The organism is Micrococcaceae bacterium Sec5.7, assembly GCA_039636785.1.
Taxonomy (GTDB): Bacteria; Actinomycetota; Actinomycetes; order Actinomycetales; family Micrococcaceae; genus Arthrobacter.
Window position 1 is genome coordinate 3,653,669 of the sequence record CP144169.1, and the last position, 21,738, is coordinate 3,675,406.

Sequence of the window (21,738 nt, forward strand, 5' to 3'; positions counted from 1 at the left end):
GCCGGAACAACACGTCTCACCGGCTTCAAGGCCGAATAAATCTGATTAGCTGGGACTGTGACCCCCGGCCTTTTCCCGCGTAGCCAGCCAGAAGCCCTCCTGTGCTAGGGGTGCTGGCCGGGTTCTTTGTGGTCTGGTGCATCATTCTGGTGGGCTGGTTTGTGGGGAAGCGCCGGCTCCTGGGTGAGAACGCGCGCCAGGTGCTCAGTTCCCTCACGTTCTTCGTCGCCAGCCCGGCCCTCCTCTTCGAGACGCTCGGCAAGGCCAAGCTGCACGATGTCTTTGCCGCGCCCCTGCTGGTCACGGCGGTGGGAGCCATCGCCACGGCAACACTCTTTTTTGTCATAGTGAAGTTCTGGCTCAAACGCACTTTGCCAGAGTCGCTGATGTCCTCCATGAGCGCGTCGCTGGCGAACTCCGCCAACCTCGGCATTCCCATTGCCGTCTATGTTCTGGGTGATGCCAGCTACGTGGCTCCCCTGCTGATCTTCCAGCTCGCATTCTTCACGCCCCTGTTTCTGATGGCGCTGGATGCAACAACCAGCGCGCACCGCACCACTCCGCTGGGCTTTGTACTGATGATCCTGAGGAACCCGATGATCGTTGGCTCAGGCCTGGGGCTGGTGGTTGCAGGAACCGGGTGGCAGGTGCCCGCGCTGATCATGGAGCCCATTCACCTGATCGGCGGAGCCGCCATTCCGGCCATGCTGATCGCTTTCGGCATGAGCCTGAACGGATCCAGGCCGCTGCAGGCAGCAACGGGCCGGCGCCTCGACGCGCTGTTGGCCAGCGGTTTCAAACTCGTGGTGCACCCGGCGATTGCCTACGTCCTTGCCCACTTCGCTCTGGGGCTGGAGGGCCAGGCGCTGTTTGCCGTGGTGGTGACGTCCTCCCTGCCCACCGCGCAGAACGTCTACGTGGCCGCCAGCCGCTACAACACCGGCCTCACCGTGGCCAAGGACACGGTACTCATTACCACCGTGGTGGCAGTCCCGGCGATGATCGGCGTGGCGCTGCTGCTGGCCTGAGACAGTAGCCAGCAGCAGCGCCTGCCGAGGTCAGCCGCGCGTCTGCCGCGCGTCTGCGTCACGGCGGTAAACCCTCCCAGGAACCACCGTGAGCACGCCGGCCCGTTTGTCGGCGGTGTACGCCTAAGTAAGCGGTATTGGGTCTAGACCGCGACGGTGACGCGGTCCAGCTTGGCCACGCCGATCTTGGCATCGGCCATGCCGTAGAACACAAACAGCTGGTCACCGATCTTTTCGATCGCCTCGGGAACACCGCGTTCGGCACAATCCCGGAGATCTCGTCATCCGTCTCGGGCGCCAGCAGCCGCTTGTCGCTGCGCGCGAACACCGTGGACGGATCGTCGGCGTCCAGGAGCATGGCGGCGGCCGTGTAGTTGACGTTCTGGTGCTGTTCGAAGGCGGAGGCCGCCATCTGGCCTACTCCTTGTTTCGGGCGGCGTCACGCGGTGCATGTTGTTGGGCCAGCGCGGTGCTTCCGGGCCCGGAATGCCGCGGCAGACCGGCGTCGGGATTTCCAAAAACCTGCGTTGCGTGACGGCAAGTCCCCGGAATCGTTAGACGCGGACCAGCCCGGCGGCTTGCGCCAGAAGCCTGACGGAGCGCAGCCGGGCGTCGGTTCCGGTGCTCTGGTGGGCCACAATCAGTTCATCGGCATCTGCGTGGGCGGTGAACTCGTCGAGGTAGTCCATCACCACGTCCGGCGTTCCAATGGCCGAGTACTTGACCATCTGCGATACGTGCTGTCCCTGCGGCGAATCCAGGATCATGTCCGCCTCGTCGTCGGTGAACACCCGGCCGCCGCCGAAGAATAGGGAAACGCGCGCCCGCTTGGTGGCCTGGAACATCTCCTGGGCCTCCGATGCGGAATCCGCCGCGATCACGTTGACGCCGGCAATCACGTGCGGGGCGTCGAGCTGTGCGGACGGCTTGAATTCGCGGCGGTAGATGGCCACGGCGTCCTGCAGCGCATTCGGCGCGAAGTGCGAGGCGAAGGCGTACGGCAGGCCGAGCTGCGCAGCGAGCCTTGCGCCGAACAGGGACGAGCCCAGAATATACAGCGGCACGTTGGTGCCCTTGCCCGGCGTCGACTCGACTCCCTGGATGCGCGTGGGGCCCGTCAGGTAGCCCTGCAGTTCCAGGACGTCCTGCGGGAAATTGTCGGCGGACGTCGGGTCGCGGCGGAGTGCACGCATGGTGTTCTGGTCGCTGCCGGGTGCGCGGCCCAGACCGAGGTCGATCCGGCCCGGGTGCAGGGTCTCAAGGGTTCCGAACTGCTCGGCGATGGTCAGCGGCGAATGGTTGGGCAGCATCACTCCGCCGGCGCCCAGCCTGATAGTTTCCGTCTGGGCGGCAATATGCGCGATCAACACGCTTGTAGCCGAGGACGCAATGGATGACATGTTGTGGTGTTCCGCGTACCAGATCCGCCGGTAGCCCAGCTCCTCCGCACTCTGCGCCATGGCCACGCTGCCGGCAAAACTCTCCGCCGCCGTCTGGCCCTTGCCGATGGCTGCCAGATCAAGAATGGAGAGGGGAAGCGTCACGTGAGGGCCGGCCTTTCAATGCAGTGCGTTTTCGGTAGCGTTTTCGGGTGCCGGCCACATTGCGGCACGGGCACACTGTGGACAACGACGGCGGTGCCCGGGTTATTTCTGCTGATCGTTACGGCACGGATGGAATAGCTCACAGCCTGAGCAACCCGTATGCAAGAGGCTCAACAGGAAATCGTGGCCGGTTTCAGAGGCAAACCAGCTGTCAGCATCGCACTGGCGGCAACTACTCCATTGGGCCTGCCGGCATGCTCGGACCCGGGCGCCTGCGCCGGCCAGACGGCGCCGGCCGCATTCACCCTGCATTCTCGGGTTCGGGAGCCGTATCCACTACGCAGAAACGGTTGCCCTCCGGATCGGCAAGGATCACGTAATCAGCGTCCTCGGGCCTTTTGCTCCACTCAACGCGAGTCGCTCCCAGGTCAACGAGGCGCTGCACTTCCTCCGTTTGGTTTTCCGAGTAGAGGTCAAGGTGAATGCGGGGAGGGATCTGGACAGCAGCACGGACCCGGTCCAACGAAATGCATGTACCGGGGCCTTCCCTTGGCTGCAGGATCACAAAATCCTCGCTTGGAGAACTTCGCGGAACGTAGTCGAGAGCCGATTGCCAGAACGCCAACTGGCCTGCGATGTCGTTAACACGGATGACAATGGACCCGATGCTCAGCATGTGGTCAATGTACACTCGGCCAATTAACCCCGCAACACACTTGGTTGCTGCGGGTTCCGTAGCCATCGACGCCCAAAGCACCTGTACCTGAACAGCGGCTATGCCCGCAGTTCGATCCGCAGGCGGATCCAGGAATCATCAAGTCATTGGCATTCATCAAGATTCTGCTGGCTCCCCGGCTAAGCTGTCGGCATGGCCAACAAATCCACTGCAGAAAAACTCGCCACCATCCAGCAGGGTTACGCCTTGGAAGGGGCCACCATCGAGCTTGGTGCCGCGATTATCGACGGCGAACTCCACAAAGATGCCCCGGTCCGTCTGCCCCTGGCCATGATGAACCGGCATGGTCTGGTGGCCGGCGCCACCGGCACCGGCAAGACCGTCACCCTGCACATGATGGCGGAACAGCTGTCCGCCGCTGGCGTTCCGGTTTTCCTGGCGGACATCAAGGGTGACCTGTCCGGCCTGGCAACGGCCGCCGTCGGAAGTGAAAAACTGACCACCCGCACGGACAGCATCGGCCAGCATTGGGCCGGCAAGACCTTCCCGGTGGAGTTCCTGGCGCTCGGCGGCAACGGCATTCCGGTCCGGGCCACCATCACATCCTTCGGCCCCATCCTGCTTTCCCGCGTGATGGAGCTCAATGACACCCAGGAGTCCAGCCTGCAGCTGGTCTTCCACTTCGCCGACAAAAACAACCTGGAACTGATCGATCTGAAGGACCTCCGGGCCGTCATCCAGTTCCTCACCTCGGCCGAAGGCAAGGACGAACTCGAGGCACTGGGCGGGCTGTCCAAGGCAACGGCCGGCGTGATCCTCCGCGAGCTGGTGAATCTTGAAGCCCAGGGGCTGGGGAAGTTCTTCGGCGAACCCGAGTTCGACACCGCAGAGCTGCTCCGTAACGCACCGGATGGCCGCGGCGTCATCAGCTGCCTTGAACTGCCCACGCTGCAGACCAAACCCATGCTGTTCTCAACGTTCCTGATGTGGCTGCTCGCAGACCTCTTTGAGGATCTGCCAGAGGCCGGCGACCTGGACAAGCCCAAGCTGGTCTTCTTCCTCGATGAGGCCCACCTGCTTTTCAACGGCGCGTCGAAGGCCTTCCTGGCCGCCATCACCACCACCGTGAGGCTCATCCGTTCCAAGGGTGTGGGCATTTTCTTTGTGACGCAGACGCCCAAGGATGTCCCGGCGGACGTCCTGGGGCAGCTGGCCAACCGGGTACAGCATGCTCTGCGGGCGTTCACCCCGGAGGATGCCAAGGCGCTCAAGGCCACGGTGTCCACGTTCCCCATCAGCGACTACGACCTCGAGGAAACGCTGACGTCCGCGGGCATCGGCGAAGCCGTCATTACGGTCATGAACGAGAAGGGCGCCCCGACGCCGGTGGCACTGACCCGCCTGCGCGCGCCGGAGTCCGCCATGGGTCCCAGCGCGGATGACCTGGTAAGAAGCACCGTGGCAGGCTCCGCGCTCCTCGCCAAGTACGGCATCGCCGTGGACAGCGTATCGGCCTACGAGAAGCTGACTGGCAAGGGCGCTGCCCCCACGGGCGCCGCGGCTCCAGGCCAGCCGCCGGTAATGGGTGGCTGGTATCCCAACGCTTCCGATCCGAACGCCGTCGACGCCGATGGCCGCCGGGTCGAGGAGGAAATCCTGGGACGCCCCAGCAGCAGGCCGGCCCCGGTACCGGGCCGAGCGCCGGCCCCTGAGCAGCATGTGCCGCGGTCGGCCCCGCAACAGACGGGCGGCGGAATGATGGGGGACATCACCGGCGCGCTTGGCGGGGCGCTCGGTGGAGGCCTGAAAAGCATGGTCCGTTCGCTTGGAACCCAGCTCGGCCGCGAGCTCTTGCGCGGAGTATTCGGCACCTCGTCCCGGCGCCGCCGCTGACCCCTGCTGACCGTAACAACCGGCCCGGCCCGCCGCCGTCGGACCTCCGTTTAACCGCCGCTCCGCGTCACGCGGGACAGCGGCTACACCCGTATTCGGGCGCCTGCAGGTAACGTAAGGTGCGTGCAGATGAGTCAAGCGTTGGTGAAGACCGCGGCCGGATGGCTGCTGGGTCTGATGATTGCTGTCGCCGCGGCCATCGTTGCCATCAATCTGGTCAACGGCTCGGTTGCCAGTCCGCAGCAGCCGGTCCGCGAGTATCTGGACGCGCTGCAGAAGGGCGAGGGCGAGCAGGCGCTGGGTCTTCTGCGCGCCACCGTGCCGCAAGCCGACGCCGCGATGCTGGACGGAACGGCCCTGCAAACGGCTGCCTCCCGGATCGCGAATGTAAAGCTCGGGGACGCCGAGGGACGTTCCGGCAACCAGGTCATGGTGCCCATGGAGTACACCATCGACGGCAGCCGTCTGCGCACCGAGTTCCTGCTGGAAAAGTCCGGCACGGAATGGCTGTTCTTCAACAAATGGGTGTTTGTGCCCGCCGCCCTTCCCACCGTGGACGTCACAGTGGTTAATTCCAGCGAAGCCACAATCAACGGCATCCCGGTGAACATGCCAAATGGCCGCAATACCTTTGCAGTCTTTTACCCCGGAGAATACGAGGCCGCCCTCAACGGCGAATTCTTCGCAGCTCCCGCCAGCCGCGCCACGGTTTCCGGCAGGGATGTCCCCACGGCCCCGCTGAGCCTCCTGACCGAAGCCACCAAGGACCTCAACACGGCCGTGGGCAACAAGGTCAAGGACTTCCTGGATGCCTGCGCCGCGGAGGCCGTGAAACAACAGCAGCTCCAGCCGGACTGCCCGTTCTACCACGCCACCAACAACAGGGTGGTTGACGGCACCATCAAGTGGAGCGTCACGGAGTACCCCAAGATCAGCATCGAACCCTTCGGCGGGCGCTGGGTTGTGGCTCCGCTCGACGGCAAGGCCAGGATCACCGCCGAGCAGGTGGATCTCTTCACCGGCGCCGTCTCGAAGCTGAACGTGGAGCACGACTTCAGCTTCACCACGCGCCTGGACATCACCGCCGACACTGTCAAGGTCACGCCCCTCCTGAGCTACTAGGCGCTTCGTTGCCGCGCCGGGCCTGCGCCGTGCCCACCCCGCCAGCCGCAGGCCCGGCGCGTCACTGTGCGCGGGTTTTCGGAACCTCTGGCGGCAAAAATCCCGGAACGGGCGGGGGGCCATGCGGATTCCGCCCAAAAGCCTGCATCCAGTGACGCTTGGCCGCCGAAACTGGCTACTGCCGCCTGCCAATCACGGCCAGGACCTGTGCCACCATCTCCTCCGGTGTGTCGATGACGTCCTGGTAGTAGTAGCGGAGCGACGTGAAACCCTGCACCGCCGACTCGTTGTTGCGCCGGTGGTCCTTCTTTACCTGTGTCCAGTTCCCGTGTTGTCGCCCGTCCAGTTCAACTATCAGCCAGCCTTCGACCAGCAGATCCACATACCCCACCCCGTCGAGGTACACCTGGGTATCCACGTGGAGGCCAGCCTTTCGAAAATAAGTGCGGGCCAAGGTTTCCAGTAGGGAATCGGCGCCTCGGTCCACCCAGTCGAGTACCTCGAGTGCCCTGCCGTTTCGTTTTCCGGGAAGCCGTTCCCGCAGGAAATCCACCGTCATGTCGCCTCTGGCCACAGCGCACTCCACCATCACCAGCGATTCGTGAAAGGGACGGCATCGCAAGGCATGGACCAGTACGTCGCCGAGGGATGCAACGGGCCGGTTGGCGTGCGGAGGAAGAAGCAACCCTCCGTGGTGGACGTCGCCGTAGCCCTGATCCTCACGACGGTGGTGGACATGCCGGGGGCCGGAAGGATCCACCACCCACAGGCCGTAGAAGGGAGCCGCACTGACGCATGTCAACAACTGGCGCCGGCTCAGCAGGGCAATGTCCCCAGGTGCCGCCGTCGCCAGTGTGTACAGTCCCCGTTCCGGTTGCAGAACGCCTCCCTGCAGAACGCCGCGGCGTACCGCCCGGCGGAGAGCGGCGTCATCGACGCCCAGCCGTGCGAGAGTAGGCCTCCGTGCGGCACCTCCGCAGAGTGTCAGAGCTTTAACCACGTCCATCTGGCCATGCTGACTCCGGATGCACACCGGCACATACCCGCGGACTGCCGTATGTGGACAACGCATCGGGCAAACTCGTGTCACTCGGGACAGATTATTGGCGTCAGCGGCGTGGGCCGACCCCGGAATTCCGGGCCCCGGATGCCCATCAACGGCAAGAGGCTGCCTGCTGTGACATGAAAGTCACGGCAGGCAGCCTCGGTCGCAAAATTCGATTGGTCAGCCTGAGCCGAGGAATAATCAGTCCGGGAAAACTAGTCCATGCCGCGGAGGTCCAGGACGAGCTCGGTGTCGCCGTCGGCCTGCAGCAGCACGGGGATGCCCCAGTCCTGCTGGTACAGGTGGCAGGCGGCGTGGTCCGGGATCTCGCCATCCTCTGTTTCCGGGCCGTCGCAGGCCGCGGCGCGCGCCGTAAGGTGCAGCACGCCCTCCGGGACGTCGGAGGCAAGCTCCAGCGTCCGCAGCAGGCCCACTGACGTTCCGCCACCGGCCACCAGCAGTTCGGGCGGAGTGGAGGAGATCTTCAGCTGGGTGGGGTCGCCCCAGCGGTCATCGAGCTTCTGCCCGGTGGGCGCGGTGAAGCGGACCGTGAGTTCCAGCAGGCCGGGAGCCACAGGGCTCTTCGGCCGGTGCGTCTGAGCTGCGCCTTCGTCCACTTGCTGGGCGTCCTTGGGAATGGGAACGTACACCAGCTGGTGCTTGTTGGCCTCCACCACCACAAGCAGCGGCTCGGCGCCGGCAACCTGCGTGTGGTCAACAATGACATCGGAGGGCTCGGACAGGCCACGGGCCAGTGTGGAAACGGTCCGGGACGCAGGGTCGTAGCGCCGCACGGCACCGTTGTAGGTATCTGCGATTGCCACTGAGCCGTCCGGCAGCACCGTTACACCGAGCGGGTGCTGGAGGCGCGCTTCGGAGCCTTCGCCGTCACGGAAGCCGAAGTCGAAGAGGCCCTTGCCCACCGCAGACTCCACGGTGACGGAACCGTCGTCGGCAACCACCAGCTTGCGCAGTGCCGAAGTTTCGGAGTCAGCCACCCAGATGTTTCCCTCGGCGTCCTCCGCCAGGCCGGACGGCTGGGCGAACCAGGCTTCGTGGGCGGGCCCGTCGAGGAGCCCTTCCAGCCCGTTGCCGGCCACAATCGCCACGGCGCCGGACAGCGGATCGAAGCTGAAAATCTGGTGGACACCGGCCATGGCAATCACAACAGCGCCGAGCTTCGCGGACCACACAACATCCCACGGCGAGCTCAGCGCAACGTCAAGCGGACTGTTGCCGAGCGAGCCGCCGAAGCCGGCGCCGTCCTCGTCAACCCGGGCAGGCCCGGTTTCCAGCAGTCGCTGCACACCGTTGCCGGCCAGCGTAGTGGCAGTCCCGTCTGCCAGGGACAGCCCCCGGAGCCGGTGGTTCACGGAATCGGCAATCACGACGTCGTAGCCCGTCTTTGCTGCCACATCTTCCGGCAGCAGGACAAGACCCTGCGGTTCGTTGAACTGCGCCGCGGCTGCATCTCCGATGCCGGCGCCGTCGGCGTATCCCTTGACGCCGGAGCCGAACGTCGCCACCTCAGTCTGGAAGTCGCCGGCCAGTTCCACGAGCCGGTGGTGACCGGTGTCCGTCACAAGCCAGGATCCGGCGTCGGACGCGTTACCCGAAGGGCCGCCGGCAACGGTAGCTGAATTGCCCGATCCCCGACCCGCCGGAAGGTAGAGGGCCTTGCCAGGGAAGCGCAGGGTTCCCGACGTCGGCTCCGGCGCCACATAGGGGCCGTCGCCGCGGTGAAGTGTCCCCTTGGCCTCGTGCTCGGCGATCAGTTCGGGAATGAGCACGGCGAGGCCGTCGGCGTGGCCTTCGCCGGAGAGGTGCGCCACGATGTAGCCCTCGGGGTCGATGACCACCAGGGTGGGCCAGGCCCGGGCCGTGTAGGCCTTCCACGTGTCCAGCTCTGGATCATCCAGCACGGGGTGGCGGATCTCGTAGCGTTCCACGGCCGCGGCAAGCGCCACGGGATCGGCCTCGTGCTCGAACTTGGGCGAGTGCACCCCCACGGTCACCAGGACGTCCGAGTACTGTGCCTCAAGCGGGCGCAGCTCATCAAGGACGTGCAGGCAGTTGATGCAGCAGAAAGTCCAGAAATCCAGCAGCACGATCTTGCCGCGCAAGGCTTCGAGGTCCAGGGACTTGCCGCCGGTGTTCAGCCAGTTGCGCCCCACCAGTTCGGAGGCGCGGACCCGGAGGTGGGTGCGTACGGTTTCGCTCATCAGCGTCCTTCCAGCTTTGGGTTGCGTTCAGCCAGCTTGGCGTCGCGTTCGGCCAGTTTGGCAAACATATCGTTGTAAGCGGTCAGATCGGCGTCGTTATTCCTGTCCGCCGCACGGTCGGTGCGCTTGGATTCCCGGTCGTCGGAACGGGACCACATGACGGCGACGCCGATCGCCACCAGAAGCGTCGGCACTTCGCCGATGCCCCAAGCCACCGCGCCGCCCATCTGCTGGTCCAGCAGCGCGGACGGTCCCCACGTGCGGCCGAGGTTGCCGAAGTAGTCCGCGGCCAGCAGCCCGGTTCCGCCCATGATGGCCACACCGAAGAAGGCGTGGAAGCCCATGGTGGCCAGCAGCAGAAGGAGCCGCATGGGGTACGGCGCCCGGCGGGGCAGCGGGTCCGTCCCCAGCATGCTGAGCACAAAGATGTAGCCGGTCAGCGCGAAGTGCAGGTTCATCAGCTCGTGGCCCACGTGGTCACGCATGGCGAAGCCGAAGGCGTCCGAGTAGTAGAAAAGCACGATCGAGCCGGCGAAGTTCGCCGCGGCAAACAAAGGGTGTGTCACCAGTTGGGAAAACTTCGAGTGCACAAACAGCAACAGCCATTCCCGCAGGCCCCTCGAGCCGTCCCCGCGCGCGGGCAGCGCGCGCAGCGCCAGCGTCACGGGAGCGCCGAGGACCAGGAAGATGGGCGCCACCATGGTCAGTGCCATATGGTCCACCATGTGCGCGGAGAACAGCACGCGCCCATAGACCGACGGCGGCCCGGACGTGATGAACGTCAGCACCAGCAGGCCGATCACCCAGTTGACGGACCGGAACCATTTCCATTTGTCGCCGCGCCGCCGCACCTTGGCCACACCAAGGAAGTACGCCGCAAGTCCGAAGAGCGCCACCGCGATCCAGAGCCAGTCCAGGCGCCATTCCGTGAGCCAGCGTTCGGGTGTCAGCTCAGGCGGCAGCTCGTAGCCTGTCAGGATGAACGCCGGAGACGCATCCGGGGCAAAGGTGGTGGGCTGCGGAGGAGCTGATCGGCTCAGGGCCACGGCGATGCCGGACGTGGCGCCCATGACCAGGAGCTCCACCAGAATCAGCTGCCACAGCACACGGCGCGATGACATGACTGACCCCGTGCGGCTGAGCTGCGGGATGACCCACTGCCTGTGCATTAAACCGATGCCTCCCAGCACCAACGCGGCCGCGGTCTTGGCCAGAACCAACTGGCCGTACGCTGAGCCGAACAGATCCGCCCAGTTTGTGATGCGGATGCTGGCGTTGATCACACCGGAGGCAAATACCAGGACGAAGGCGAAGCCGGCCAGCGCGGAGAATCTGCGGAGGGTGGGCTCGGTGATATCGGCCGGTCCGCCGGCCTTGCCGCCGGCCTTCGCCCCGGCTTTTCCGCCGGAAAGTATCCCGGAAAGCACGGCCAGCATGATGATGCCGCCCACCCAGGTGCAGACTCCCACCAGGTGCAGGCCCAGGGAGTTGATGGCGCCTTCGTGGTCATCCGAACTTGAGGAGTGGCCGATCAATGCCGTTGGCACCAGCCCGATCAGGGCCAATACAAGGGTGAGGGCCAGCCCGCTCAGGGAACGCACGCCGAAGAGCGCTGTGGTGACAATGGCCGCGATGATGGTCACCGTCAGCCAGGCCTGGCCGGTCTCGATGTCCGTCATGAAGTACACCAGGGCGCGGGTGAACTCTGCGTCCCCAGAAATCCCCTGCCCCGCCACGTCCGAGTATGTCAGCACCAGCACCGCAATGGCAGAGAGGGTCCAGACGGCACCGGCAGCTGCAGCTACGCCGAGGGCCCGGGTGAACGCCGGGTGCTCGGGGGATCCATTGTCCTTGGAACGCGAACCGCGCAGGCTCCTCGGCAGAATGCCGACGGCGAAGATCAGGCCGCCGATCACAGTGGCCAGGGAGACGTTGTGGATGGCCTTGCTGACGGGAAGGCCCCAGCGGACCAGCCAGCCCGGATCGGACACGGCACGCGAGGCGGCAGCCCCGGAGAACAGCAGGGCTGCTGTCAGCCCAAGCAGCAGGGCCACAAGGCCGGCGAGCTGCCACGGCCGGGGGATCCCGGCGGCATCGGCAGCGTAGCTCTGCACTCCCGTATCGGGGGCAGGCTCGGGGGCTGTGGCACGGGATTTTGCAGCTTGGGGCACCTGTCCATTGTCCGCTACCGGTGCCTGCGCAGCGAATCGGGGGTGAAACGCAAAAGGAGCGGCAACCCGAAGGTTGCCGCTCCAATCAAGCTGTGAAGAAGAAAACTACTTCTTCTTGGCTACAGCAGCCTTCAGCTTGGAGCCGGCGGTCAGCTTAACGCTGTGGCCTGCTGCGATCTGGATGGTCTCGCCGGTCTGAGGGTTGCGGCCGGTACGGGCTGCACGGTCGGTGCGTTCAACTGCGAGCCAGCCCGGGATGGTGATCTTCTCGCCGGCGGCGACAGAGGTCTCGAAAACCTCGAACAGTGCATCGAGCACGGAGTTGACGGCTGCCTGGCTGGTGCCGGCCTTGCCTGCTACCTCTGCAACAAGTTCACTACGGTTCTTAGCCATTTATGTCCTCCTGGACGGTCATGATTTCTGGAGCCTGAACGCGGCATGCGTACAAGCCACTGTTCGAAAACTTACCAGCTTGCACCGACGCGTACGGCAAATTCCGCGTGTTTCCGCGACTTTTTGACCAAAATCACCGGATTTCCGGGCGTTTTGGCCCGAATTTCGCCCAAAGCGGACGCCCCGGACGGTTTCCGGCGCCGGGATTCGGGCTCTGCGCGGCAGCTGGCGGGCCGGGCAACGCATCCATCCCCCTCTTGCATTTCTAAATGCAGATCCAAGGACGCACGACGGCGGCCGGCTGGCCTGGGTGGCGACACCAAGGCTTTGGCGAACCGGCTTGAGTTGGTGGCTCGTGGTGCTGCGGATTGGGTTGTTAAACGGGCGTGGCCCCGTCGCAGTGACGGGGCCGTGGAGTGTGAAGGGGTTGTGTTTTGTGTTGGGTGGTTAATGTGGGAGAGCCCCCGACCTGGTGGTTGGGGGCTCTCGACCTTTTTTTAATGGTTGTCCGGCGGTGACCTACTCTCCCACACCCTCCCGGGTGCAGTACCATCGGCGCTGTGGGTCTTAGCTTCCGGGTTCGGAATGGGACCGGGCGTTTCCCCCACGCTATGACCGCCGTAACCCTTGCTCCCGTCCCGCACACCGGGGTGTGGGGTGGGAAATCTGGTGTTACAACTGTGGTGTTGTTATTCAGTTGTGGTGTTCCCTGCAACAAGCCGGTAAGGGTTTGTTGTTTGGGAACCACATAGTGGACGCAAGCAGTCTTGTTTCTTTGTACCACCCTTGGTGTGAACGTCTTTTGAAGGATCCGTTCACGGGTGGTGTGTGGTGTAAGTTATCGGCCTATTAGTACCGGTCAGCTTCACGAGTCGTTAGTCCTCGCTTCCACATCCGGCCTATCAACCCAGTGGTCTGGCTGGGGGCCTCTCACACCCGAGGGTGTATGGAAATCTCATCTCGAAGCGAGCTTCCCGCTTAGATGCTTTCAGCGGTTATCCCATCCGAACGTAGCTAATCAGCGGTGCACTTGGCAGTACAACTGACACACCAGAGGTTCGTCCGTCCCGGTCCTCTCGTACTAAGGACAGCCCTTCTCAAATTTCCTGCGCGCGCAGCGGATAGGGACCGAACTGTCTCACGACGTTCTAAACCCAGCTCGCGTACCGCTTTAATGGGCGAACAGCCCAACCCTTGGGACCTACTCCAGCCCCAGGATGCGACGAGCCGACATCGAGGTGCCAAACCATGCCGTCGATATGGACTCTTGGGCAAGATCAGCCTGTTATCCCCGAGGTACCTTTTATCCGTTGAGCGACGGCCATTCCACAATGTACCGCCGGATCACTAGTCCCGACTTTCGTCCCTGCTTGAGATGTCTCTCTCACAGTCAAGCTCCCTTGTGCACTTACACTCGACACCTGATTGCCAACCAGGCTGAGGGAACCTTTGGGCGCCTCCGTTACTTTTTAGGAGGCAACCGCCCCAGTTAAACTACCCATCAGGCACTGTCCCTGACCCGGATTACGGGCCGAAGTTAGATGTCCAAAGTGACCAGAGTGGTATTTCAACGATGACTCCACCCGAACTGGCGTCCGGGTTTCAACGTCTCCCACCTATCCTACACAAGCCACTCCGAACACCAATACCAAACTATAGTAAAGGTCTCGGGGTCTTTCCGTCCTGCTGCGCGTAACGAGCATCTTTACTCGTACTGCAATTTCGCCGAGTTTATGGTTGAGACAGCGGGGAAGTCGTTACTCCATTCGTGCAGGTCGGAACTTACCCGACAAGGAATTTCGCTACCTTAGGATGGTTATAGTTACCACCGCCGTTTACTGGGGCTTGAATTCTCAGCTTCGCCTTGCGGCTAACCGGTCCTCTTAACCTTCCAGCACCGGGCAGGAGTCAGTCCGTATACATCGTCTTGCGACTTCGCACGGACCTGTGTTTTTAGTAAACAGTCGCTTCCCCCTGGTCTCTGCGGCCCCTGCACGCTCCCCACAGCAAGTGTGGTTCACGATGGGGGCCCCCCTTCTCCCGAAGTTACGGGGGCATTTTGCCGAGTTCCTTAACCATAATTCTCTCGATCGCCTTAGTATTCTCTACCTGATCACCTGTGTCGGTTTGGGGTACGGGCGGCTAAAACCTCGCGTCGATGCTTTTCTAGGCAGCATAGGATCACTGAATCCCCCCTCACGGGAGTCCCATCGGGTCTCAGGCATCATGAACAGCGGATTTGCCTACCGTTCGCCCTACATCCTTGGACCGGGACTACCATCGCCCGGCTCAGCTACCTTCCTGCGTCACACCTGTTAATACGCTTACCTCCCAGGATCAGGTCCCGCGCTCCACCAAAACCCGCACACCCCGAAGGGCGATTGGGCAGGTCTCGGGCAGTTAGTATCCCCTGTTCAGCATGGACGGTTTTTCGCCGGTACGGGAATATCAACCCGTTGTCCATCGACTACGCCTGTCGGCCTCGCCTTAGGTCCCGACTTACCCAGGGCAGATTAGCTTGACCCTGGAACCCTTGATCATTCGGCGGACGGGTTTCTCACCCGTCTTTCGCTACTCATGCCTGCATTCTCACTCGTGTAGGCTCCACCGCTGGTTTACACCGCGACTTCACTGCCCACACGACGCTCCCCTACCACTCCAGACGCCTGAACCAGAAGAACAAGTCTCCGGCTTAGCTAATATCTGAAATCCACAACTTCGGCGGTGTACTTGAGCCCCGCTACATTGTCGGCGCGGAATCACTTGACCAGTGAGCTATTACGCACTCTTTTAAGGATGGCTGCTTCTAAGCCAACCTCCTGGTTGTCTTCGCAACTCCACATCCTTTCCCACTTAGCACACGCTTAGGGGCCTTAGTTGGTGGTCTGGGCTGTTTCCCTCTCGACTATGAAGCTTATCCCCCACAGTCTCACTGCTGCGCTCTCACTTACCGGCATTCGGAGTTTGGCTGACGTCAGTAACCTTGTAGGGCCCATTAGCCATCCAGTAGCTCTACCTCCGGTAAGAAACACGCAACGCTGCACCTAAATGCATTTCGGGGAGAACCAGCTATCACGAAGTTTGATTGGCCTTTCACCCCTACCCACAGCTCATCCCCTCCATTTTCAACTGAAGTGGGTTCGGTCCTCCACGACGTCTTACCGTCGCTTCAACCTGGCCATGGGTAGATCACTTCGCTTCGGGTCTAGATCACGCCACTGCAACGCCCTGTTCAGACTCGCTTTCGCTACGGCTTCCCCACACGGGTTAACCTCGCGACGTAACACTAACTCGCAGGCTCATTCTTCAAAAGGCACGCCGTCACCAGAATCAGACTGGCTCCGACGGATTGTAAGCACACGGTTTCAGGTACTGTTTCACTCCCCTCCCGGGGTACTTTTCACCTTTCCCTCACGGTACTGGTCCGCTATCGGTCATTAGGGAGTATTTAGGCTTATCAGGTGGTCCTGACAGATTCGCACGGGATTTCTCGGGCCCCGTGCTACTTGGGATACTTCCCAGGCGGTACACAACATTTCGGTTACGGGGCTCACACCCTCTCTGGCCGGCCTTTCAAGACCGTTCACCTATGCCTGTACTACTCACCTCACTGTCCCGGCAGAGACAGAACGGAAAGTCCCACAACCCCGACCATGCAACGCCCGCCGGCTATCACACATGGAACGGTTTAGCCTGATCCGCGTTCGCTCGCCACTACTGACGGAATCACTGTTGTTTTCTCTTCCTGCGGGTACTGAGATGTTTCACTTCCCCGCGTTCCCCCCACGCACCCTATGTGTTCAGATGCGGGTCACCAGATCACTCGCGCGCCTGGCGGGGTTTCCCCATTCGGACACCCTGGGATCACAGTCCGGTTATCGACTCCCCCAGGCTTATCGCAGATTCCTACGTCCTTCTTCGGCTCCTAATGCCAAGGCATCCACCGTGTGCTCTTAAAAACTTGACCACAAAAGATCAAAAAAACTAATTCACGAGAGAACCACAGAAACCACCCACACACACACCATCCCGAAAGACAGCACACGCACGGACAGATCCAGGTTCATATTCTTGGAAATTGCTTCTTATAAAAGATGCTCGCGTCCACTATGTAGTTCTCAAACAACAACCCCAAACCACACACCCCACACACAACCCCCGAAGGAGAACCACGTGCGTGATCGATGCAGCCAGGAAACCAGAAACAAACAAAACCCGCGGACACGGCAAAAGCCATGAACCCGCGGCCCTGTTGCCTCAGGACCCAACAGTGTGCCAAACACTAAACCACCCACTCACCCCCGCACCGTTCCAGGCACCCTCCCGAAGGAAAACACCGTACTAAGCACCGGAGAAAACCGGCAGCCGCTATTCGCTGATATTCCACCCATGAGCACCCGCCGCGGAACAATCGTCCGCGAAACGGGCTGTACTCCTGACAACCCCCGCCCCCCGCATACACGGAAAACAGGACATTGTAGGTGCTCCTTAGAAAGGAGGTGATCCAGCCGCACCTTCCGGTACGGCTACCTTGTTACGACTTAGTCCCAATCGCCAGTCCCACCTTCGACAGCTCCCTCCCACAAGGGGTTAGGCCACCGGCTTCGGGTGTTACCAACTTTCGTGACTTGACGGGCGGTGTGTACAAGGCCCGGGAACGTATTCACCGCAGCGTTGCTGATCTGCGATTACTAGCGACTCCGACTTCATGGGGTCGAGTTGCAGACCCCAATCCGAACTGAGACCGGCTTTTTGGGATTAGCTCCACCTCACAGTATCGCAACCCTTTGTACCGGCCATTGTAGCATGCGTGAAGCCCAAGACATAAGGGGCATGATGATTTGACGTCGTCCCCACCTTCCTCCGAGTTGACCCCGGCAGTCTCCTATGAGTCCCCGCCATAACGCGCTGGCAACATAGAACGAGGGTTGCGCTCGTTGCGGGACTTAACCCAACATCTCACGACACGAGCTGACGACAACCATGCACCACCTGTGAACCGGCCTCAAAGAGGGGAGCACATCTCTGCGCTTTTCCAGTCCATGTCAAGCCTTGGTAAGGTTCTTCGCGTTGCATCGAATTAATCCGCATGCTCCGCCGCTTGTGCGGGCCCCCGTCAATTCCTTTGAGTTTTAGCCTTGCGGCCGTACTCCCCAGGCGGGGCACTTAATGCGTTAGCTACGGCGCGGAAAACGTGGAATGTCCCCCACACCTAGTGCCCAACGTTTACGGCATGGACTACCAGGGTATCTAATCCTGTTCGCTCCCCATGCTTTCGCTCCTCAGCGTCAGTTAATGCCCAGAGACCTGCCTTCGCCATCGGTGTTCCTCCTGATATCTGCGCATTTCACCGCTACACCAGGAATTCCAGTCTCCCCTACATCACTCTAGTCTGCCCGTACCCACCGCAGATCCGGAGTTGAGCCCCGGACTTTCACGGCAGACGCGACAAACCGCCTACGAGCTCTTTACGCCCAATAATTCCGGATAACGCTTGCGCCCTACGTATTACCGCGGCTGCTGGCACGTAGTTAGCCGGCGCTTCTTCTGCAGGTACCGTCACTTTCGCTTCTTCCCTACTGAAAGAGGTTTACAACCCGAAGGCCGTCATCCCTCACGCGGCGTCGCTGCATCAGGCTTGCGCCCATTGTGCAATATTCCCCACTGCTGCCTCCCGTAGGAGTCTGGGCCGTGTCTCAGTCCCAGTGTGGCCGGTCACCCTCTCAGGCCGGCTACCCGTCGTCGCCTTGGTGAGCCATTACCTCACCAACAAGCTGATAGGCCGCGAGTCCATCCAAAACCACAATAAAGCTTTCCACCCCCCGCCATGCGGCAAGGAGTCATATCCGGTATTAGACCCGGTTTCCCAGGCTTATCCCAGAGTTAAGGGCAGGTTACTCACGTGTTACTCACCCGTTCGCCACTAAAACCCCCAGCAAGCTGGGGATCATCGTTCGACTTGCATGTGTTAAGCACGCCGCCAGCGTTCATCCTGAGCCAGGATCAAACTCTCCGTTGAAGTAAAACAAAAACAGACACAACCAACACCCCCGGGAAAACGGGACGTGAAGGCCGCACAAAATTTGAAACCAGCTGTAAAAACCAGACCCCAACCACGGGGTGGCAGGATCCGGCAAATTCAACCAATTCATATAAAATAAACCGGTATCAACAAACTTGGCACACTATTGAGTTCTCAAACAACAGACACACCCGGCACCACCCAAACCCTAACGGTCCAGGATCGCTCCGGAGCAACTTTTCAAACTTACCCGATCCGGCGAACCTTTGCAAATCGGCGTTTCCGCGATTTCAGGTCCATCCAACGGCCTCCACCCGCATCCGGCATGCCAATCGGCAAACCATTTCCAGGCTGTTTATCAGGGGGTTGGCCGCTATTTTTCCGCTTCAGCGGCGGCGACTCAGATGACTTTACACGTCCCGGGCACACCACGCAAATCCACCGCAGCGGCGGCTGGGAAGCCCGCGGAATCACCGGAACGGCGGGGTTTCGGGGGCCGATTACGCTCAACGCTGCACCAGCGGCCCGGAACAGAATATTATGGGCTGGATCACATTGTGTACGCCGGCCTACTCGTGGAACTCAAACACGACAGTGAAGTCGGCGTCCCGAGCGGGCAGGCGGTAACGGTCCAGGACCCCCGGCCCGCAGGCAGCGGTTCCCACACCACGCCGGAGATGATCCACGTACACATAGCTTCGTCCGTCCGGCACCAGGTCCGGCTGATGGGTGGCGGCGGCGAGAACCTGCCGGCTAAAGGGGCGCACCGTCAGCGCGAAAGGTTCGCCCTCGATGGTCAGCCGGCCGGTGCCGAGCGCCAGCGCCGCAGTACGGACACCGCCGCGGGCGCCGGACTCCTGCGGGCGCACGTAGTCCACGTCCAGCTCCGCCAGCGGAATGGAATACCAGCCCAGCTTCGTGCCCTGGCCAGTATCCGGGTAGCTCTGGTGCGGGCCCTGCCCGAACCAGTCCACAGTCTGTGTTTTTGAACCGAGCACCAGCTCCAGCCCGATGCGGGCCCACGGCTTGGCCCGCCCGTTGTCTGTCCAGTCTCCATCTGGCCGCACCTGCGTGTGCAGGTTCACCCTGCTGCCATCGCTCGACCAGCTGTAATCGACGAACACACCGAACTGCTTGTCCGCAGCCCCGACCCGCGTCCGCACCAAGAGGGTTTCGCCGCCTTCCGCTGCGGGCACGGCGGAAATTCCGAGAAGCCTGGAGTGCAGGCGGTTGAGTCCTGCATCGGTCCACTGCTGTGACAGGGGGCGTGGATCCGGGCTGCCCAATTCACGCCCAAGATCGTTGTCTGTGGGGACGCGCCACAGCGACAAGCGGAGGTCATCCACCGGCACATCCGCCAGGTTTGTCAGCGCACCGGTGGTTCGGCTGAACACAGCCGGGCCGAGACGGAGCGTTTCTGGATCCTCGTGGATCCGCACGGTGCAGGGGATGCCCGCAGGAACCGGCAGGTTCAGCGCGGCCTGTCCCCAGGCGAGCTCGTGCCCTTCCCCGGCCCAGTCCGCGTCCGCTGCCAGTACCGCGCTGACCGTCAGCACCGCGGCCGAACCGGTGAGTGCTGCCAGCCCTGAGGGCAGCTGCACGGCGGCTTCCCCACGGGGCGGCAGCAACGCAACGTCCACGTGCCCGCCGTCGAGCGTGACGGCGTCGGCCTCGACCGTGTACCGGAACCGGAGAGCAGAAGTGTCCGCGAAGTCGTAGCCGTTGCGGACAGTGAAACCTGACCAGTCTGGTGCCACCTCGATGGCCAGCGGTTCGATGACTTTCTTGAAGTCGAGCAGTCCGGGCCGTGGCTTGCGGTCAGCGTCCACCAGCCCGTCCGTGACAAAGTTGCCGTCGTGAATTTCCTCACCGAAATCCCCGCCGTATACAAAATACTCCTGGCCGTCCCCGGCGGTGCGTGCAATTCCGTGTTCCAGCCATTCCCAGACGAAACCACCCATCAGCCTCGGATACCGGTGGAACAGCTCCTGGTACTCGGTCATCCCCCCGGGTCCGTTGCCCATTGCGTGGACGTACTCGCACAACACAAAAGGCATGGCGCGGCGCCGGGCGTCCAGCCCGGCGTCCTCGAGCGGCTCTTCCTTGCCCTGGCCGATCAGCTCGGTTTCTGCGTGGTCCGCGTACATGCGTGAGTAGACATCCACGTAGGCACAGCTCCAGTCGCCTTCATAGTGGATGGGCCTGGACGGGTCGCGGTCTTTGGTCCAGCGGGACATGGCGGCGAGGTTTTCGCCCGAGCCGGCCTCGTTCCCCAGGGACCACATGATGACAGCGGCGTGGTTCTTGTCCCGCTCCACCGTCCGGCTCATGCGGTCAAGAAGGGCGGGTTCCCACTGAGGATCTGCGGTCGGGTTCCGGTTCCAGCCGGCACTCACGAAACCGTGGGTCTCCAGATCGCACTCAAGAACTACATAGAATCCGAGCCGGTCCGCCAAGGCGAGAAAATCAGGGTGCGGCGGGTAGTGGGACGTCCGGATGGCGTTGATGTTGTGCTGCTTCATCAGCCGCAGCTCGGCCTCCATAACGTCCCGCGGCACAACTCGCCCCAGCCGGGGATCGTGCTCGTGCCGGTTGACGCCGCGCAGGAGGATCGGCTGGCCATTGATCTTGAACCGGGCGTCCTCGATGCTGATGGTCCGGAATCCCAGCTGCAGGGAAACCGTCTCACCCGCTGTGCTGACAGTCGCCCCATAGAGGCGGGGCAGCTCGGCGGACCAGGGGCTGATGTCGGGAATTCGGTACTCGGCGCCGGCGGACGCTTCGAACCCCAGCTCCGGTACATGCACGACGGCGTCAATCGCCTCTCCTGCGCGGCTCGCTTCAATGCGGAGAATGCCTTCGCCGCTGCGGTGATCGAAATCCGCATGGACAAAGACATCGTCGATGCCGCCCTGGGGGCGCTCCTGAAGCGTGACGTCCCGGAAAATGCCGGGCAGCCACCACATGTCCTGATCCTCCAGATAGCTGGCTGCCGAGAACTGGGCAACCTGCACGGCAAGTACGTTCGTCCCCTCTGCCAGCACGCCTGAGACGTCGAACTCGTGGGCCAGCCTGCTGCCCCTGGTGGTGCCAAGCCGCGTTCCGTTCAGCCACACGGTTCCGGCTGAATCAACGCCGTCGAAGCGAAGAAGGGCGTGCGGAAAGAACTCGGAGCCTGCCTCGAACTGCACCACGTGGTCGCCGATCGGGTTCTCGTCCGGGACGTGCGGCGGTTCCATGGCGAACGGATACTTTACGTTGGTGTACCAGGGCGAACCATGCCCGTGCATGGGCCAGCTCGATGGTACCGGCAGGTCGTGGAAACCTTCCAGGACCTGACCCGACTGCCAGCCGTCCTGGGGAGACTGCCGGATCCCGGGGTTCAGGCGGAACTTCCATGCTCCGTTGAGCGAGATCCGCGCGGCGTCGCTGTCCAGATAGGCACGCGCCCGAAGGGTCCCCTGGGCCGGAGCTGTTGAGGCCAAGTCACCGACCTGTTCTGCGGCGAGATCCAGCGGACGGCCAGAGACCTCAGGGGCATCGGATGCCACGGAAATGGTGGCCACGGGCTCAACTGACATGGGAATTTTCCTCAATCCAGAACGACGTTGGGCCGGCCGCT

The 21,738-nt window shown here is 62.4% G+C and carries 11 protein-coding genes and 3 rRNA genes; 4 read left to right on the forward strand and 10 right to left on the reverse strand.

What is annotated here, in order from left to right:
- Nucleotides 1-101 precede the first annotated feature (101 nt).
- Together V3C33_17505 and V3C33_17510 are read left to right on the forward strand one after the other, a co-directional pair.
- On the forward strand, nt 102-1,028 hold the full coding sequence (locus tag V3C33_17505) for an AEC family transporter (protein ID XAS67221.1): 927 nt from the start codon (nt 102-104) through the stop codon (nt 1,026-1,028).
- A 137-nt stretch (nt 1,029-1,165) separates the two neighbouring features.
- Nucleotides 1,166-1,402, forward strand: coding sequence for a hypothetical protein (locus V3C33_17510; protein ID XAS67222.1), 237 nt, complete (start codon nt 1,166-1,168; stop codon nt 1,400-1,402).
- Between the two features lie 180 nt (nt 1,403-1,582).
- On the opposite strand, the gene V3C33_17515 is transcribed toward V3C33_17510, so the two are convergent.
- Together V3C33_17515 and V3C33_17520 are read right to left on the reverse strand one after the other, a co-directional pair.
- On the reverse strand, nt 1,583-2,572 hold the full coding sequence (locus V3C33_17515) for an LLM class flavin-dependent oxidoreductase (protein XAS67223.1): 990 nt from the start codon (nt 2,570-2,572) through the stop codon (nt 1,583-1,585).
- Between the two features lie 301 nt (nt 2,573-2,873).
- Nucleotides 2,874-3,248, reverse strand: a complete 375-nt coding sequence (locus tag V3C33_17520) for a VOC family protein (GenBank protein ID XAS67224.1) — start codon at nt 3,246-3,248, stop codon at nt 2,874-2,876.
- Nucleotides 3,249-3,440: 192 nt separating this feature from the next.
- Here V3C33_17520 and V3C33_17525 point away from each other — a divergent pair, with 192 nt between their 5' ends.
- Both V3C33_17525 and V3C33_17530 read left to right on the forward strand, forming a co-directional pair.
- Complete coding sequence (locus V3C33_17525; GenBank protein ID XAS67225.1) at nt 3,441-5,141, forward strand: helicase HerA-like domain-containing protein; 1,701 nt, start codon at nt 3,441-3,443, stop codon at nt 5,139-5,141.
- Nucleotides 5,142-5,270: 129 nt separating this feature from the next.
- On the forward strand, nt 5,271-6,263 hold the full coding sequence (locus tag V3C33_17530; GenBank protein ID XAS67226.1) for a hypothetical protein: 993 nt from the start codon (nt 5,271-5,273) through the stop codon (nt 6,261-6,263).
- Between the two features lie 175 nt (nt 6,264-6,438).
- Here V3C33_17530 and V3C33_17535 read toward each other — a convergent pair whose 3' ends face one another.
- The 8 genes from V3C33_17535 to V3C33_17570 all read right to left on the reverse strand — a co-directional run bounded on the left by V3C33_17535 (nt 6,439) and on the right by V3C33_17570 (nt 21,697).
- Nucleotides 6,439-7,269 (reverse strand): DUF559 domain-containing protein, encoded by an 831-nt coding sequence (locus V3C33_17535; protein XAS67227.1) that lies wholly within the window; start codon nt 7,267-7,269, stop codon nt 6,439-6,441.
- A 254-nt stretch (nt 7,270-7,523) separates the two neighbouring features.
- Entirely contained in the window at nt 7,524-9,530 is a 2,007-nt protein-coding gene (locus V3C33_17540) for an NHL domain-containing thioredoxin family protein (protein ID XAS67228.1), read from the reverse strand.
- Nucleotides 9,530-11,644: a cytochrome c oxidase assembly protein gene (locus V3C33_17545; GenBank protein XAS69780.1), complete on the reverse strand. Its 2,115-nt coding sequence runs from the start codon at nt 11,642-11,644 to the stop codon at nt 9,530-9,532. The genes V3C33_17540 and V3C33_17545 overlap by 1 nt, the downstream gene beginning before the upstream one ends.
- A 162-nt stretch (nt 11,645-11,806) precedes the next feature.
- Entirely contained in the window at nt 11,807-12,094 is a 288-nt protein-coding gene (locus V3C33_17550; protein ID XAS67229.1) for an HU family DNA-binding protein, read from the reverse strand.
- Between the two features lie 506 nt (nt 12,095-12,600).
- Nucleotides 12,601-12,717, reverse strand: a 5S ribosomal RNA gene (gene rrf / locus V3C33_17555).
- A 205-nt stretch (nt 12,718-12,922) separates the two neighbouring features.
- Nucleotides 12,923-16,061 (reverse strand): 23S ribosomal RNA (locus V3C33_17560).
- Nucleotides 16,062-16,586: 525 nt separating this feature from the next.
- A 16S ribosomal RNA gene (locus tag V3C33_17565) occupies nt 16,587-18,113 on the reverse strand.
- Together the 16S, 23S and 5S rRNA genes form the textbook arrangement of a ribosomal RNA operon.
- A 572-nt stretch (nt 18,114-18,685) precedes the next feature.
- Nucleotides 18,686-21,697, reverse strand: a complete 3,012-nt coding sequence (locus V3C33_17570) for a glycoside hydrolase family 2 TIM barrel-domain containing protein (GenBank protein ID XAS67230.1) — start codon at nt 21,695-21,697, stop codon at nt 18,686-18,688.
- Nucleotides 21,698-21,738: the final 41 nt, after the last annotated feature.

What these genes read in the sequence shown, in the direction of transcription:
- V3C33_17525 (XAS67225.1), top strand. Translation starts at nt 3,441, where the DNA reads ATGGCCAACAAATCCACTGCAGAAAAACTCGCCACCATCCAGCAGGGT.
- V3C33_17535 (XAS67227.1), bottom strand. Translation starts at nt 7,269, where the DNA reads ATGGACGTGGTTAAAGCTCTGACACTCTGCGGAGGTGCCGCACGGAGG.
- V3C33_17550 (XAS67229.1), bottom strand. Translation starts at nt 12,094, where the DNA reads ATGGCTAAGAACCGTAGTGAACTTGTTGCAGAGGTAGCAGGCAAGGCC.
- V3C33_17540 (XAS67228.1), bottom strand. Translation starts at nt 9,530, where the DNA reads ATGAGCGAAACCGTACGCACCCACCTCCGGGTCCGCGCCTCCGAACTG.
- V3C33_17520 (XAS67224.1), bottom strand. Translation starts at nt 3,248, where the DNA reads ATGCTGAGCATCGGGTCCATTGTCATCCGTGTTAACGACATCGCAGGC.
- V3C33_17570 (XAS67230.1), bottom strand. Translation starts at nt 21,697, where the DNA reads ATGTCAGTTGAGCCCGTGGCCACCATTTCCGTGGCATCCGATGCCCCT.
- V3C33_17530 (XAS67226.1), top strand. Translation starts at nt 5,271, where the DNA reads ATGAGTCAAGCGTTGGTGAAGACCGCGGCCGGATGGCTGCTGGGTCTG.